General features: G+C 40.0%; 11 protein-coding genes. All 11 read right to left on the bottom strand.

All coding sequences use genetic code 11. The annotated features are described in order from the left end of the window. The coding region (locus J7K93_10700; protein ID MCD6117474.1) for an IPT/TIG domain-containing protein at positions 1-1,022 on the bottom strand (1,022 nt) is incomplete at its 3' end. Positions 1,023-1,059: 37 nt separating this feature from the next. Continuing rightward, positions 1,060-2,058: a PorV/PorQ family protein gene (locus tag J7K93_10695; GenBank protein MCD6117473.1), complete on the bottom strand. Its 999-nt coding sequence runs from the start codon at positions 2,056-2,058 to the stop codon at positions 1,060-1,062. A 59-nt stretch (positions 2,059-2,117) separates the two neighbouring features. Continuing rightward, positions 2,118-4,226 (bottom strand): hypothetical protein, encoded by a 2,109-nt coding sequence (locus tag J7K93_10690; GenBank protein ID MCD6117472.1) that lies wholly within the window; start codon positions 4,224-4,226, stop codon positions 2,118-2,120. Between the two features lie 47 nt (positions 4,227-4,273). Beyond that, positions 4,274-7,258 carry a TonB-dependent receptor gene (locus tag J7K93_10685; protein ID MCD6117471.1) on the bottom strand — a complete coding sequence of 995 codons (2,985 nt, stop codon included), beginning with the start codon at positions 7,256-7,258 and terminating at the stop codon, positions 4,274-4,276. Between the two features lie 136 nt (positions 7,259-7,394). Continuing rightward, positions 7,395-9,791: an alpha-galactosidase gene (locus J7K93_10680; GenBank protein ID MCD6117470.1), complete on the bottom strand. Its 2,397-nt coding sequence runs from the start codon at positions 9,789-9,791 to the stop codon at positions 7,395-7,397. A 13-nt stretch (positions 9,792-9,804) separates the two neighbouring features. Beyond that, complete coding sequence (locus tag J7K93_10675; GenBank protein MCD6117469.1) at positions 9,805-10,905, bottom strand: amidohydrolase family protein; 1,101 nt, start codon at positions 10,903-10,905, stop codon at positions 9,805-9,807. Position 10,906: 1 nt separating this feature from the next. Next, positions 10,907-13,135: a hypothetical protein gene (locus tag J7K93_10670; GenBank protein ID MCD6117468.1), complete on the bottom strand. Its 2,229-nt coding sequence runs from the start codon at positions 13,133-13,135 to the stop codon at positions 10,907-10,909. A gap of 32 nt (positions 13,136-13,167) precedes the next feature. Continuing rightward, positions 13,168-14,568 carry a GWxTD domain-containing protein gene (locus tag J7K93_10665; protein ID MCD6117467.1) on the bottom strand — a complete coding sequence of 467 codons (1,401 nt, stop codon included), beginning with the start codon at positions 14,566-14,568 and terminating at the stop codon, positions 13,168-13,170. Continuing rightward, entirely contained in the window at positions 14,565-15,437 is an 873-nt protein-coding gene (locus J7K93_10660; protein ID MCD6117466.1) for a DMT family transporter, read from the bottom strand. Before J7K93_10660 ends, J7K93_10665 begins: the two co-directional genes overlap by 4 nt. Positions 15,438-15,486: 49 nt before the next feature. After that, positions 15,487-16,785: a D-tagatose-bisphosphate aldolase, class II, non-catalytic subunit gene (locus tag J7K93_10655; GenBank protein MCD6117465.1), complete on the bottom strand. Its 1,299-nt coding sequence runs from the start codon at positions 16,783-16,785 to the stop codon at positions 15,487-15,489. Between the two features lie 153 nt (positions 16,786-16,938). Beyond that, positions 16,939-17,402 (bottom strand): carbohydrate kinase family protein (locus J7K93_10650; GenBank protein MCD6117464.1); only part of this gene is annotated, 464 nt, incomplete at its 5' end.

Here is a 17,402-nt window from a genome sequence, read left to right as displayed (position 1 = left end):
GTCATTAACTGCTCTTCAAAAAGTGTTTCAGTAGAGCCGTCCTGTTTAACGCTGTACAGACTTGTCTCCCATGCTTCAGTATAGTACATGGTTCCGTCCTTATCAAACTCCAGCCCTAAAGGTGAATCCCCTTCCAGGATAATCTCTCCGTCACCGAGTCCACTATCAATAATTGGGAAACGCCATATCTTGCCCCCCCATACCTCTGTCACATAGAGATAATTACCAAATACACGGCAACATTTGGGGCTGTCTCCCATTTCTGCTACCATTGTGACTGACTGGCCATCATACATCGCTATTCCTGCATCATTTTCCACAATGTACATGTTACCGTTCTGATCCCAGTCAAAATCAATAGGTGCTGATAAATCTGTAACATAATCGTCAACAGTACTGCCGTCTGCTGAAATTCGCACAATTTTTCCTTCCCATTGCTCACACGCGTAAAGCAGGTTCCCTGGGCCCCAACCAATTGAGCCGTTTATGGGAAGTTCCGCAAATTCAGTTTCTGTTCCGTCAGGGGCAATTTTGTAGATAACTTCATCATTTGCAGATCCTACATATACATTACCCGAACCATCAGCTTCAACACCCATTGGCCAGTTAATATCATCTGCAACCATATTGACTGCTTCTTTGAAAGTAAAATCGAATTCGTTACTCCAGAATTCTGAACCTTTCACAGCCACTTTTCCCTTAACTGTTTCTCCTGCAATATTAGGTGTTTCAACCTTCAGCTCAGTAGTTGTCGCAGAAATAACAGTACCAACTTTTTTCCCGAAAGTTACCAGATTATAATCAGGTATTGTATCAAATCCTGTGCCCTGAATAGTCACAACTTCTTTAAGATATCCCTCAGTTGGAGTAACAGTTGTTACTTTTGCTGAAGCTAAACCTGTTGGATTCGGGTCAGGATTTCCCGGCCCGTATGTCGGCTGATCCGGAGCCTGACATGCAAAAGCCAACAGACCGGCAAGAATGGGAAGGCCCGCAATCCTCAAGAGGTATTTAATTTTCATTATTTAATCCTCCAAAATATTTAACAAATTACAATGTTTAGAATTTAAAATCGAACGAAAACATTTGAACAGCATCAAAATGCTCAAACTTAAGATAAGCGTAGTCAAACTCGATCAGCATATTACTGACTTTTAATTTCAGTCCGCCTCCGAACGAAATATCTTCTTCATCATAATTTGTTTTATATCCGCCCCTGAGAAAAACCATATTCTTAAAACTATACTCAAACCCAAAATGCATACGCTCAGTATAATCTCGGGGATGAAGTGCGTCAACGCTTAAAGTAATTTTATTTTCAGATTGCTCTGTCCACAACTGAGTTATATCCATAGCCATTCCGAATTTGAATGTCAATGGAAGCGGGAAAAACTCAGCACGATAATTTCTCTCCTGTGAAAAATTTTGGAGAGTCATACCGAATCTCAGATCTTTAAACCCTGTATAGTAGAGAGTACCAAAATCAAAAGCAAAGACATCCATTTGGCCAACATACTTTGTAGGGTCATCCATGCTGCCTTCATAAGTATCGCCAAGGTGTTCATGTACATACTTAACCTGTCCGCCAAAAGCAAACTTGTCAGATACACGCAAAGCATAGGCAAAACCAGCAGCCCAGTCTTCAGGAGAAAAATCGCCTGTCTCCTCATATCCTGAACCTGTTACAGTTCTGCGAGTACCATGAAATGTACCCCAGTCCACTGTAGCTATACTGGCTCCGAATATTCCATACTTTCCTGCATTGTAGCATACTGCACCGTCATTAACATTAATATCGCCAATCCACTTAGTCTGATTGAAAAAGATGTGCCCGCCTTCAGTAAATGCAATACCTGCCGGATTCCAGAATATGGCACTTGCATCATTGGCAACTGCTGTAAAAGCACCTCCCATAGCGCTGCCTCTCGCACCAACAGGTATACTGAGCCACTTCATTCCTGTCTGGGCTATTTTTTTAACACCGCCCCCATGAACCTGTAAAACAAACATAAAGGTTATCATCAGGATTGGTACAATACGAAGTTTTATTTTATTCATCTTCTTGCCTCCTAAAACTGTTCTGGATGCTAACGGTCATAGTCAGAATAATTTTTTAATTATCTGACAACAACAAATTTTTCGATAGCTCCGGGAACAGGGTTATTATTGATATCCTGCGCATTATCCACCTGAAGAAGATACACACCGCTTGCAATCAATTGGTTTGATTCAGTTACCTGATCCCAACTTTCATCAGCACTTCCGCTGGTATGTTCAATGGTTTTAATTAAATCGCCTGTTACAGTAAAAATACGCAGTGTGCAGTAAGATGGTAAATTCACAAATAGGAGTTTATCGTCATTCCCTGTAAAATTGTATTCACCAGCCCTGACTATATAGGGATTCGGAACAATTCGGACAGATTTTGCATCTGCTTTCCCGGGTTGAAATGCGTAAGCTGCAATCTCGGAACGGTTCGCATATTTTGAACTCTCTAATTTCTGCCCGGGAATAAGCCCGTCTGTATTCTGTGAACCATTATCCACAGCTGTAACAGCATAATGATACGGTTCTCCTCTTACAACAGTAGTATCAACATATGTAGTCTGTGTTTTTGGTACAGTGGCAATCATCTCCCATGCAATATGCTGCCCATCAGCCCTTAATTCATCGTAAGTATCGCATAGAAATTTTCCTTTCTTGCGATAAATATTATAATGATCAAGATCAGGCACTCCAGTATCAGCATCTCCCACAGCTGAAAGGTCTTCCCACTCTAAAGTTATTTTATTAGGGCCTGATGTTACTGTAAGGTCAGGAGCAGGAAGCGGGTCAGGTATATCAAGGCCTCTGTTCCATACCCAGAGAGCCCTATCCATAGTTTGGAACAGAGAATCTTTACCTGTGGCAAGCAGTGCATTCTTTGCTGCATCATCAAATGTTGCACCTGTAACACCTCTGTACCAGTCACGCCATTCCAGGCCTTTTTGTACAGCCATTGCACGTGAAATCCCGTTTGCACCGACCGCATATACAATAACAACCGAATCACCTTTTGCGAAATCATAAGGGCCGAACGCCTGAAACGGGAATTCATCTTCCTGTGCAGAAGCATCATCCGGCCAGCCGGACTGATCCTCAACTGTCTGTTTTGTGCCTGAAGCAGCCCAATCCCATACTGTTGCAAACCCAGGAAAATCAGTATCCCAGACATTGTAAATACTCATATTTGCAATAATAGAAACCGGCTGAGCAACATCATCTGCATGGTCACTTACCGATTTATCTACATGTAATGCTGCAAAACCTGCATAGGCTGATGAAATAAATTCACCCGAAGGCATTGGAGTTGCGCCCTCTTCACCTACAGCAAAACGAGGATCGCCTGTATCATCAAATTCTTTTCCACCCTCCTCAAACTCTGTAATATCAGGATGATCACCGTCCCATCCATAAGATATCTGTAATTTTCTTCCTCCGTTAACAAGGCTTGGAGAATAAGCTTCATATGATGCCCAGTCGTCTTTAGCCTCTTCATACCATTGTGAATAAGTTATATACGTACCCTCAGCAGTCTGAAAAGAGTAACCGAGAATCAAATAAACATTCTTTAATGTCTGAGTGGGATCAGTATCAACCTGATCATCCTGGTCCCAGTCAAATGTACAGAGATAACGAACATATTGAATCACATAATCATCATGATTCGGATTTGAAAAAGAATATGACCGCTTCAATACATCAAACCCCGGTGCAGCCTTATATCTAAGCTCTATCATCTCGTCAGATGGAATAGTAGGATCCACAACACCGTTAAAACGCCTCGAAGAAAGCTGCGGTTTTCCTTCACTGTACACCCAGACCTCAGGCGGTTCGTATTTACGATACTCTTTTATCCCGTAGGGTGCTGTCTGAATATAAGAAACAGGACTGATAAAATTTTCCTTTGAATGCTTTGTGCCTGTAGAATCTATCCATTCTCCGACAACATGGCCTCCATTGTAAAATACTACTGTGGCATACCTGAAATAACCTTGCGGCCATACGCCTGTCGGGTCAACATCATTTGTGTTGACTTCATCACTGGCATCTATTCTCAGCTTGTAATCTCCCAGATTATGTGTCCTTGATTGAGCGCTAACCGGAGCCGCCCAAAAAAGAAAAGCAACAGCAAGGAGATATACAGCTATAAAAGCAGTACATTTTTTAGATTTGATAAACTTCATAAGTTTATTCCTCCTTTTTCCGTAATAGACTTGAAAGCCGGTACATCTTAAAATTGAAGCTTGATACCAAAATAAATATCTCTCGGATTGATAAAATGCGCCCAGGTGTTCCAGCCTAAATCTATATAATCTTTATTCCACTCACCAATTTTATCATTACCCTTTTGATCTCCTGCTTCCCATGGTAAATGAAGGGAATCTATATACTTGTTCCAGTAGAGCGGACTTGGGAATCCTCTGAAATTGAACAGGTTTTTCACCTGCATAAAGAATGCAAATCTTGTAAGCCCTACTTGTATTCTTTTTTCTATGAGTAAATCCGTATTCCACCAGTCTATCTCTTTGGCGTAATGCTGCTCACTGAGTAACGCTTCCGGATTAAGGAGTGTTTTTCCGCCGCCTGACCAATCCTGCAGTACATTAAGCCTCCAATTACCCAGAACATTTACACCAAAAATTCTGGGCCCGAATTTGGCAGGTGTTCTAAAATTCAAATTTGCTGTTACAGAAGGCACCGGCCATCCTCTGACCTGGTTGGTTCGTTCACGCTCCTGATTAGCCAATTGCTTGTCTTCATATATCTGCGCCAATCCTGTATAACCTGTACTCTTAACCATGTATTCAAGAGCAACCCATCCATACCACCATTTGCCGACACGTTTTTCCATCTTCAGTTCAAGTCCCCGAATATCTGCATAGCTGTTATTTGCCCAGGTATGAACCTCATTCTCGGAATCTATTGAAATAATATCCTGGCTTGAAAGCTGATCAGATACATCCTTGTAGTAGCCCAGGAAGTGAAGAAGAAAATCATTGGCAATACTCTGTTCAAATCCTATCTCGTACGATACGGTTCTTGGCCATTCCACACCGAGGTTCGGAACTACAGCACTGCGCGATTCCGGTTTTACAGTATAAAGCCGTTCATAAATTGGGGGTTGATAAAAATGGCCGTAATTGAAAAATATTTTACTTGTACTTGTTACAGGATGAGAAATACCGAGACGCGGGCTTATGTACAGTTTATAAGTTCTATCAGATGTTGTCAGATTGGAAAAACTGTTGCCATTTGCACGATAATTCTCCAGAGTATAAGGTAAATTTGCAAAAATAAATGCAGAGTTCAGATTGTAAGGACTGGTACCAGGCATTAAGTAATCCAACCTGACTCCTATATTTGCAATCATTCCCTGAAACTCCAGCTTATCCTGAACATATGCTCCCAGTTTTACAGGAGACTTGTCGTAATACCACCATTTCCACGGAGCTTCTGTGTAAGGCTGTGTTGTATAACCATGGTTGATCTCGCGCCTTTCGTGAAGCATGGTATAACCGAGAGTAAATCCTGTTTTTATCTGGTTGTGTTTATCAACTTGAGATACCAGATCAGCTCTCAAAGTAGCACCCCAATAGGTTGAGTGATCCTGTCCTCTGCCTCCTCCGGACATTAAAAAATCACCGAGGATATCATATTTTTCTATAATAGATCCTATCTTGCTGCCTACATACCCCCATGGTGCTTCATCATAGAGTTTATTCCCAATCTGCTTAATACCGGTTGTATCCCTCAGTGCTATAGGTTCCTGCTTAGTTTTATAAGTTGTAAAGTCCAGTCTTACATCATAGTACGTTTTTGCACTCAGAACATGGTTTAATGCCAAGCCGCCTGTGTACTGCATAGTCTCAATTGGATTATAATTTGCATTATGCCACATATAACGCCAGTAAAGTGCATCACGTGCGTATTCCGTCCCCTCGCGGGTTCCTGTAATCATACCATTAGTATCATCATATATAGATCCGCTTACACCATGCGTAAGAACAAATGCATTATTGAAAGACAACTTCATATTAGACGTTAAATGAGTTGTTAACTTAAGCAATGTTGTACTGGCAATAGAATTATTCCTGCTGAATGGATATACCAACTGGAGATTTTCATATCTTTGTGAAACCATAAAAGCAACAGGCGTAAACGGAATCCTGCCGCTGAATGATCCGTCAAAAATATAATCCGGCTTATCTGCATATGTACGAATTCTATGCTGCCATTTCCAGACTTCCAGTAAATCCTGAGGTGTCATATCATTACTTGGATCAGGGTCAGCAAGGAATTGGCGGGCTACTTCGTTCCATCCAATAAAAGTGAATGGATATTTGCCGTTTTTTACCATATCCTCGGATACACCGGTAAAAGCATCTTTTCCTGCATAGACCTGCCAGAAAGGCCCGTCAGTGCTGAAAGGGCTCGGCCCAAAATGCTTCCTTGCAGGCGGGCTCATTCTGGTATCAACATTTAATGAGTAGCGGTCAAGGCTTCCCTCCCGCGTTGATACAGAAATCATTCCTGAACGGACATTCCCGAATTCAGCATTGAAACCTCCAGTTAAGATTTCAATTTCCTTAATCGCTGTCATACTCAATGCAGTTGTCGGCTGCTGTGTTCTCTCATTTCTTGTAGAAAGGCCGTCAACAACAATGTCTGTTTCGTTAATTTCACCGCCTCTTACAACCAGCCCGCTTCCATCCTGCGATGCTCTGAGATTAATTCCGTTTTGAGAAGCAAGCACTTCTTCCAAGTTATCAAGAGGAAGCTGTTCTATTGTTTCATCTGTTACAATCTTCTGGCTTGATGATACATCTAACTGGACTACAGGCCTTTTTGCTGTAATAGTCACAGTCTCGCCTTTTACTGCTTCTTTGCTCATGGCAAAATTAAGAGTTGTAGTCTGGTTGATGTTAACCTTAACGCCAACTTCCCTGATTTTATTATACCCCATCATACTTACTTTTACGGTGTATATCCCAGGGGAAATATTCAAAATAAAATAATACCCGTCTTTGTCTGCTGCACCGCCGAGATATGTGCCTTCCACCACTACATTGGCACCTGCAAGCGGTTCGTTGGTTTTCTCATCGAACACCCTGCCTCTTATCTTACCGTTAAATTGAGCCCAGCTGTTCCCTGCAAAAATTATTACTGAAAATATCAGGAGAACAAACAGGGTACGCATGCATTTTTTCTGCATCATTTTAACTCCTCCTTCACCTAAAATAAACCTCTCCAACCTATCCGCACCACCCTTTCCCAACAAATTAGCTTGATTTGAATTTCACCTCCTTCTCCTTTGTTTTTAAATCATTGATACCATTCCATAAAATTTCTTTTCACTTATCTATTTTATTAAATTTCAATGCCCATTTAACAATCTCATTTTTACTTCGTAAATTTAATTTTAGCACACGGTTAGAATTCATATTATTTGAAATAGTGACAGCGTTTGTTTTGATATTTGATAATACTATACTCTTCGGCACATAAATAAATATGGAATATGAGTCATCCGGCACTACTTTTGAGGTACCGCTTAAAATATTTCCGTCTGGATCCCAGGAAAGCGCTTTAATACTGTACGAACTCGTAATGTGGCGGGAACTAGTTAAAAGCTGAGGCCTGCCGTCCGATGCCCTGATAATTAACACTCTTGTCCCGTGTGGAGCCACAAGTACTTGAAATTCATTTCTTACAATTCCAATCAATTTTTTGTTCCAGAAATCAAATATTAGATAACTCTTTTTGTTATCAAGGCCCAAATCTTTTTTAAAACCAATTTTCTCATAAGACTCTTTATCAGACCAGTTGTAAACCGCAACTACATCATATACTCCAGATTCTTTATTAACCTTTAAGTCCAGTGCTCTCGGAAAGTTATCTGTCTTGGGATAACTCTCCGGCAAAGGAGCATACTCTGCCTTTGCCCTGAACGGATACAGATCAATGGGAGTGATATTCATTGCGGGCATTGTTTTTTTATAAAGTTTAAGCCTGTCAGAAGAAAGTTTTTTTATTAATTCGGGGAATTCTTTCCCCCAGAGCATATTTTTCTTTAACACTTCAATCCTCTTCTCTGAGGGCTGAGACATAAAATCACTTATCATATAAGACTGGCCGGTTAATGAAATTGAAGTTACATTGTTTATTGCTTCATCCATTGTAAGAGGCGGACGAATCATTGTAGCATCAGGATCATTATAAAATACAATGTCATTCAGATAATTTGCACTGAACATGGAAGCAAGATGCATTTTTGTTCCCATTGCAGGAGCCCAGATATACTGCTCCCAAACGTTGTAAACATCATCAAGTATGTTAAATGCGCTGTCAAAGAGCCCGAATCCAAGAGAATAAAAATCAGCGCCGCCTTCCGCATCACAACCCATTATCCAGTTTTCAGGCCCCATTATATTTCTGACTGCTTTCTGAGCTTCCCAGTATAAATCCCTTCCTTCGAGAGAAGGGTTGTAAACTCTTGACCTGTTTTCCTCATATGTCCACTGCCATTCAGCATGCCCTGCATCTTTCAGGTACTCTATCCCCCAGTCATTTACTAATGTTTTAAACAGAGGTATCAGGTGTTTTTTAATAACCTGAGGATTTGAATAATCAAGCTTTACAACTGTAGAATCAGCAGTGCAGCAAGCTCCGATAAGATTACCGTTCTTATCGTGAAGAAACCAGTTTTCCGGATATTTACCATCCGGGAATTGATCTCCAAAAGCCGGATGATCATAATTTGCTCCGTAAATATTTACCCATAACCCCGGTTTTAATCCCTTGCTTTTTACATACTGCATCAGCCATTTGCCGCCTTTAGGATATTTTTCTTTATCCCATTCCAGCCAGTTACTATTTTTACCTCTTGTGAATGTTGCATCAAGCTGTACATACTCCAATCCATATTTCTTTAAATCTTCTGCAAGAGCATCTGTATCTTTTACCATATCTTCCTGATTTGCAGGCATATAGTAGCAGTACCATGAAAGCCACCCGGTTGGAGCTGTTTTAAACTTGTGCGCCCCCTCATTCTGAGGCCAGTAGGGTTCATAATGTTTTAAACCAAGCTCATCTGTGTAATAATTTTGAATAAGAGAAATCTCCGCACTGGGAATAATTTTAACTCCCCGGCGGGTTCTTCCTTCATCCCCCAAACTATCCCTTAATGGAAAAACCACATCCATAAGCTGTTCATCAGAAGCATTACGTTGCAGATCGCTTTTTTCAGGGAATTGAATCATAGTATCAGTCTTACGATCAAACAGACAGTAAATATTTTTAGCTGAAACAAAGCCAAGAGAGGTGTAGATTACGCCATTGTCCTGGCTTGCTACTCTTGCAGGAATTCTCCCTCCGGAAGCAGGAGCGACACCTTTTACAATTACATTTTCAGTAGAAGAGTTTATATTAATCCCCTCATCAGTAATGATAAACTCCCAGGTAGTAACCTGAGGTTTTTCTGTCTTAATAATTAATTTCTGGCTGTCTTTCTTTTTTATGGTCCAGCCGGACAGAGGAGTAAGGCTGTTGTTTTTTTCAAGATTAAGCGTAACATCCTGTAAAACAATCCCAATATCTTTTTGTTTTACAATCAAATGTTCATTACTTGAATCCGCTACTATGCTCCAGCCTTTATTACTGAAAACAGTAGTCCTGGAACATTCTGAATAGAGCAGTAAAAATAATAAGACCAGCATTGGTCGGTAAATATTTTTAATAATTAATTTCACAGTATTTCCTCTCTCATCTTCTCTGCTGTTTGAAAATTTTCAGTGCATTACTTCTGTAAATTTTTTTGAGAATATTGCTGCTCAGGCCTAACCCATATAATGCCCAGTGATATCCGAATTGCTCCATCTCATAAAAATGCTCATCACTGCTTTCCAAAATTCGGAACGTTATTCTGTACATATTTTCATCAAATCCCATATCAGTGCCGTATAAAAGCCTGTTCTGATACTTTTTGTAGAATTCTGCGGTGAAACGCGGAATTGGAGCAGTTTCTGCATAACGGGCACCAATATCAGCATAAAGATTGGGATATTTGTCAAGCAGTGCGCCGAGTTTATTAAGATTGTAAGAACAGTTTGCAAAATGGCATGCTATAAAAGTAGTTTTAGGATGACGTTTCACTGCACGCTCAAGTATATCAATCATACCATCATGCCCCACGATATCCTTTTGATTATCAAGCCGCCACTCTACTGCATTCATCAATCCGTCGTTTGTTGAGTCCATAGGCTGATACATCCATATAGGATCTGCAACATGGATACTGACAGGAACGTTTAGCTCTGCACATTTCTCCAGCAGAGGATCCATTCTCGGGTCATCAAGATGCATTCCCCAGGCTTTTGTATCACAGTAAAAAAGCCCCTTACCCTTGTCGCCAAGTTCTCCTACACCTGTTGCACCTGCTTTGGCGCAACGTTCAAGCTCTTTTACTGCTGCAGGTCCGAATCCAGGTTTATCATAACCTGAATAATCAAAACCACACCACACTTCAAATCTTCCGGGATATTTTCCTGCATATTCAGCATAGATGGAATCAAATTTTGCACCTGTTGCCATTGTTAAAATTACAGTTTTCTCGATTCCCATCTCATCCATAGTCTTTACCCATTTTGAGATATCTTCCCTGGATTCAGCATATGGGTGCGAATGCATATCAATAACAGGGTACCTGGCTTTTTGTATCTCTGTTTTCGGTATCTGATAAATTGAATGGGGCCTGTAATTTTTCAGGGGAAGTTTTTCTAATGTGCTCTGTGCAAATATCAGACTCATTGCTGGCAAAAAAATTAAAGCAACAGCAAAATATAAAGCTTTTTGTAATTTCGGCATTTTACATTTCCTTTCTTTGAAAACCGATATAGTTTATAGATACCACATCATATATTTTTAAAACAGGCAGAATAAATTCCAGACTATTATTTTTAATTGAAACTGATTTTAATTCCCCCGGTACTACATCAGGAGATAAAAGTCGTATACCATTTTTGTGCAGCTTTTTCGAAAGGCCATTAAGATTTATGCGGACTTTAACATTTTTAAGAGGCTTATTATAATTTACAAAATGAACAATGTACTGGTCTTTTCCCCGCTTTCTGACAATATTAGCTGCAACGTAATTAACTCCCTTTATAGAGATTAATGGTTTTCCTCCCAGTTTCTCTAGTTTTCTTCTCAGTTTTTCTCTCTTAGATGTCTTATGCAGCTTTCCAAAAATTTGAGAATCAGAGGAGATGTCTGCCAGGCTGCGCAGCTCATTACTGCTTCCTATTGTATAAATGTTACCGCCGTTCTTTTTATAATCTTCTATGACCTTAAGCTGTTCTTTTGTAATCCATGGTAAGTTTGGAATGATAATAGCTTTGTATTTTGCAAGTACATTACTGTCCATTCTGTGGAGCAGTACAATAGCATACATTATATTCATCTCTGACAGAGCGTTATAGAGACTCTCTCTTGCTAGAGAAACTTCAAAACTCGGAACCCTTGGCGGCGCCAAAATACCTATTTTACTTACACACTTTACATCAGTATAAAGTGACCTGTTCTCATACAAAAAAGCATAGTATTTACTTATTTCGTCCCAGATTCTCATGGCAAGGGGATTATCTTTTGTAACCCATCCGCTGAGAAGTTTATCGCCTGCTTCTGCAATAGCAAAATGAGACTGAAAAGCAGCAGCCTCTGCAATGGGCTTTTGCCATCCGCATTTCATTCCGTCCTGTACATTAAATGCACCGGGATTCGGTACTCCAGGATCAGCTCCTTCATATTTACTGCGGTACGGTTTGATCCCTTCTCCTACTGCATAATAAAATCTTGCCTGAGGAATATTGTGAACCCATTTACCGTTCCTGACACCAGCTTCAGTAGTGCCTTCACTCTTTGTCAGATCACATACTTCATCAACCAGCACATTGCCTTTACAATTGCCGTAAATAGTTACATTTCTGCCTTTCACCTCAGCAATTTTTCGAACGTTCTTAAAAAACCTAAGGACATCTCCTGTGCTGCCAAGAGCGTAATCATAATAGAGTTCATCAACACCTGTATCTATCTGCAGCCCTGCATATTTTAATTCGTAATTGCAGTATTTTTGATTTGCAAGATCAGCAGCAAACACTTTACCCGGCTGTCGCCACAATTTATTGCCATACTCATCATGGCCTATCCAGGTTTCCAGCTTAGGATTCATCAACAAGTTTCTTAAACTGACACCTCCGAGAGAATTAAAAGCTGTTATTCTGATATTGTTTTTATGGCATCTTTTTATAAATGATTCTACTCTCTCATAATCTTTACTGTTTTTATCTCTTGGGATTCCTACAGCCACCAAGTTTATATGAGCTTCTCTGAACATTTCAAACATTCGATCCAGGTTATCATAATCTATACCTGCACGATAGAAATTAACTTTGCCCCGCTGTGCCCATTCCGGGATATCTTTCTCTGTCCATTTGTGACTATTTTTGTAATTATAAACAAAATCAAAATCACGGATGGAAGCAGGCCTTCCTCTTGCCAGCAAATGATATGTCTGCCCTGCTACATAAGAACTCTCTGCCTTTACTGCTTCAATTCGTGCGTCCAATACTGTAAAGCCGTCACTTGACTCGTCTTTAAAAAAGGCAACTTCATTTATCCCGTCCTGTACAGTATTCTTTTTTAAAGGAATAACAATCTTGCCTGTAATATCATCTTCAGTGGAAACAGAATAAAACTGTGCCTTGCCATGAGATCCGGAAGCTGAATTGATTTTACTTACAGTGCCGCTAACAGGAGGGATCTCGTATCTGGTACGATTTACAATTACGTACGCCTCACCCTGATAATCAATACCGCTTGCCAGAAAAACCAGCCCGGGGTTTTCCAGCTTTTCTGCTCCGTTTACTCTGACTACATAACCTTTAACCCTGTCGGTTCTGCCCGACATATAGTATGAGTATGACGGCGCAATTGTCACTCCCTGAAAAAAATCTTCGGATTTATTTCTGCTGCATCCTGAAATTATAAAAACAGAAAAAAGAACTACAGACAATTTAAATAAGTTATTTTTAATCATTACAGCCGCTCCCATTCTGCAGGATTAATATCCTACTTTTTCCCTGTTCCCTGTCTTAAATCATCCATCCAATGAGGATTTGAATACTCATCTCTGCAAGTGGAATGGACAAGTACATATTTACCATCGCCGGACCTGTCAGCAAATACAAATTCACTCCGCCCGTCAATAGCATAAGTCCAGATTATAACAGGTTGTGAATATTCAATACTGGAAAAATCCCTCTGCTTATCAACAGGAGGCCCATACTGGATGTAAACTCTTCCCATATCAGAATTAACACCTCCCTGAAAATGCGTTTTGCAATAAGCAAGACGCCTGAAATGCTCTTCCATAAATTCATTCTCAGGTGTTGAAGGATCAGGATCCCTGGATTTCCAGAAATTTAGCAGGAATTGCTGTTTTCCCCTGGAATTCAGTTTTTTAAATATTTTTAATTCCGTGTCACTTGCAATGTATTTGATTTGATTAAGATACTTCACAACATCCTGATCACTCATTGGTAAAATCAGGTTTTTTTCATTATCTTTGTTAAAAACCTGGAAGTAACGGTATTCTGTTTTAGATTCTGACGATTGAACATCCGTCACACTCAAAGCCAGCTTATATACTCCGGTTACAAATCCGTCAATTGGTATAATCTCAACTCTGGCCCCTGCTAACGCTGATTTTAAAACCATTTTAGATGTCAGCGGCAGAACTTCTTTACCGTCCAGCCCGTAGACAGAATAATCAACCCGGTAGTACGATTTGAAATTCGCAGTGTACGCAAGGTTATTAACTTCATAATAAATAAAAACTTTTGGCCCTTTATCCGAAACATAAAACATTCTTGACGGATTCGGAATTAGAAATACCCCGTGTTTTTTAAAAATACTTTCACCCGATGCCTTCTGCACGTGAGATACAAAAAAGAGATCACTCATGGAAAAAGAATCGTCAAATTTTCTTACTTTAAGGGGATAAACGACACGGCCCCTCATACCGGAAGCAGAGTCTTCTACAGTCAATTCCATAGCAGCAGCCTGAGGCATTAATTCAAATCTCTTCATGTCAATAAAATTGTATCCCTCTTTTCTCTTCCGCAGATTTGACAATGAAACAACTTTTCTTTCATGAAGTTTTGTTAAAGATTTTTTGCTATTATTATTAAGCATAATAGTAACATTCAGAACTGCATTAGAATCAGCAGAAGATTTTTTTGCTGCTAACTGTGCAAGATTAAGAGAATAAGAAATTTCTACCAGCGTTTTATTTTCATTTAATTGATACTGGCAAATATCCACATCAAAAATCAGTTGTCCCCTACTCCTTACAGGCAGCCCCGAACTTTTCTTTTGCTGGCCTGATGCGTAAACATGAATAGTAAACAATATAACAAGGCATAAAAGAACAACCTTGCTAACTCTTCTGTTGTTCGATATTGTTTTCATGATACCTCTTCTTCCGGTTCAACTGCCATAAGGAAAGCTGCAAAAACAGCAAGGGCCATTCCTGCAATATTTATGTACGGCGGAATGACTTTATACAATGCAAGAGATATAATAATTGTAATTACAGGCCCACCAGCATTGGTCAACGGGCTTATAATTATCGCTTTTCCATACCTGAATGCATACACTAAGAATAGCGCCCCAATGGCATTCAAAATCTGTATCATTGCAGCAAGGTACGGCCCCTTAAATCCCCAGTTTATGGTCTGAGAAAAATCTGTCATTAAAATAGCAACCGGAATTAAAACAAGGCCTGTAAGTGTCATATAAAAGAATATACTTTCTGCCTTCATGGATCTGTTTGCAAATTTTATAATGTATGCCTGAATACCCCATGCCAGGAAAACAATAAAAGCCAGTATGACCCATAAATAACCTGAAGCATTGGCGCTGTTTCCTTTCTGGTATGCAAGGAAAACAATACTAACCAATGCTATTACAATGCCCACCCATCCCCTGCGAGTCGCATTCTCTTTTAATATTACAAAAGAGAGAATAATTGTAATTACAGGAGACAGGGAAATAAACGGAAATACAAGATATGCAGGGCCGGTGCGTAAGGCCTGGAATAAAATTAACTGCCCGCCCGCCCCCAGGAAACCTACTGCAGAACCGAGAAGAACAGAACGCAAATCGTGTTCAATCTTAAAGTGGATCTTCTTTAATACAACAACTGCAGGTAAAATCATGGTTAATGCCCAGACAACATAACCCAGTGTTGCAGGAAATCCGGCCTTTTCAGGTACTTCAATCAGAGCACCCCAGACACCCCAGAAAGTCATAGTAATAAGTGCAAAAAACAGCCACATTTTAGTTTTCACAGCACCACTCCTTCCGCATTAACGTGAATAATTAACATTAGTAATCTGATAAATTAGTTGCCTCCGAATATATTCCGGTGACTTTCATTATTTTATCCTGTATAAGTTCCACTGGTTTATTGGCAATTTTCCCTCCTTTGACAGAATCATACTGTTCCGGCATGTACTGGCTTAACAATGTCATGGGCACAGGATTTTCAGTAAGGTTATTTAACAACAGTGATAATGCATTGTTAACATTTTGATCAGACCAGTAGTAACGTACACGATCGCTGTAACTGTACTTCTTTGCAAACAGGATTTCATCAGAATCTCCGTGATAATAATTCTGCCAGTAAACAGGATTAGCCTGCATAGCCTTGTCCAGTACATTCTGAATATCTGATAATAAAATATCCTTTTTGTGTGAAAGCCACTCATTTTCCATAAAACTCAAAGCGAAAACTGCTTCTCTGAAAGCAAAAGTCAGCCAGGGGCCTACTTTTAAAATAGCAAAGTGATCTTTAACCATCTGCTGCAGAGAGTCCTTTTTCTGATAATCAGTAGAATGTGCTTCGTAAACAAGGTTCGGCTCATTCTCAATAAACTTACTTAGTTTCCGGGCTTTTTCAGAATCATACTCAACTATTGCTGTATCACTGAATTCAACACCTGGCTGAACTACAACAGCAATTACACGTTCCCATGCTGATTCTAATCCGCGTGAGAGAAAAGCCTGCTTTGTTATGTCAATTGTTTTTTGAACATCTTCTACTTCTGTAACAGAAACATCTTTAAGCGCTTCTTTTGCACCACCCGGAACAGGCACTTCAGTGCCAATGACATAAAGAGGAAGCTGCTGAGTATCTGAATTATCAGACAGAGCTTTTTCAACAACCCCGCAAAGTTCTGCTGCCCGTTCTGCTACTATCTGCTCATCAAGAGGATAAGGATCATCTGCACATCTCATACTTGCATCAAGATGTATCTTCCTGAAACCATTTACAGCATACTCGCGCACCATGCCTGACGCCTTGGCCATTGCATCCCCTGCCCTCTCATTCTGCCACGCATTTGGCCCCAGATGGTCTCCCCCGAGTATCACTCTGTTAAAATCAAAATCCATCGAATCAGCAATATTCCTCACAAAAGTTACAAATTTAGCTGGCGTCATTCCTGTGTATCCGCCGAACTGATTTACCTGGTTGGATGTGGATTCTATAAGAAGATTACCTCCGTCAATTTCTGCCTGTTTCATTGCTGCTTCAATAACAAATTTATTAGAAGAGCAAACAGAGTATATGCCTGCAGGCCTGCCCTGTTTGTGAGATGAAATAATTTTCAGGATAGGGTTAATCATTGTAAATAGTATTCTCCATATGACAAAACTATTCAGAAAGAAATAAGTGCGGCCTTCACCTCACCAACTCAACCACGCATTTATGAAAGATCCCTGACGGCCGCACCATATTTCATTTCCACCTGGCATGATTATATATTCATTCTATAATTATTTATCCGGACTTATCAAAGGATCAGCAGCTTTTAAAATCTCATCATAATTCGTAAAAGCCGTTGTTCCGCCTGGCGCTGTTGTATTAACTGCTCCGCATAAATTGCCGAAATACTGACAATCTTCAACAGATGCCCCCTGCAGGAACTGGTAGATAAATCCTGCATTAAAGCTATCTCCTGCACCAATAGCATCAACAACATTTTCATTTTTAAATGCAGCAATTTTAACTATTTCTCCTTTGTACCAGCTAATGGAACCTTTATTACCCATCTTAACTATTACAGCATTTGCATTTTTCCCCAAACTGCTTATAGCTTCTGTAATTGAACTTTGTTTTGTTAAATGCAGCAATTCCTGCTCATTTGGGAAAAATAAATCAACATAAGGTAAAATATTCTCTATATCCATTTCCCATTGCTCAGCAGGATCCCACTGGGCATCAAACGATGTTGTCAAGC

The organism is bacterium (assembly GCA_021158245.1).
Lineage (GTDB): Bacteria > Zhuqueibacterota > QNDG01 > QNDG01 > QNDG01 > QNDG01.
The sequence above is the reverse complement of the archived record's forward strand: the minus strand, read 5'-3'. Positions and strand labels throughout refer to the sequence as shown.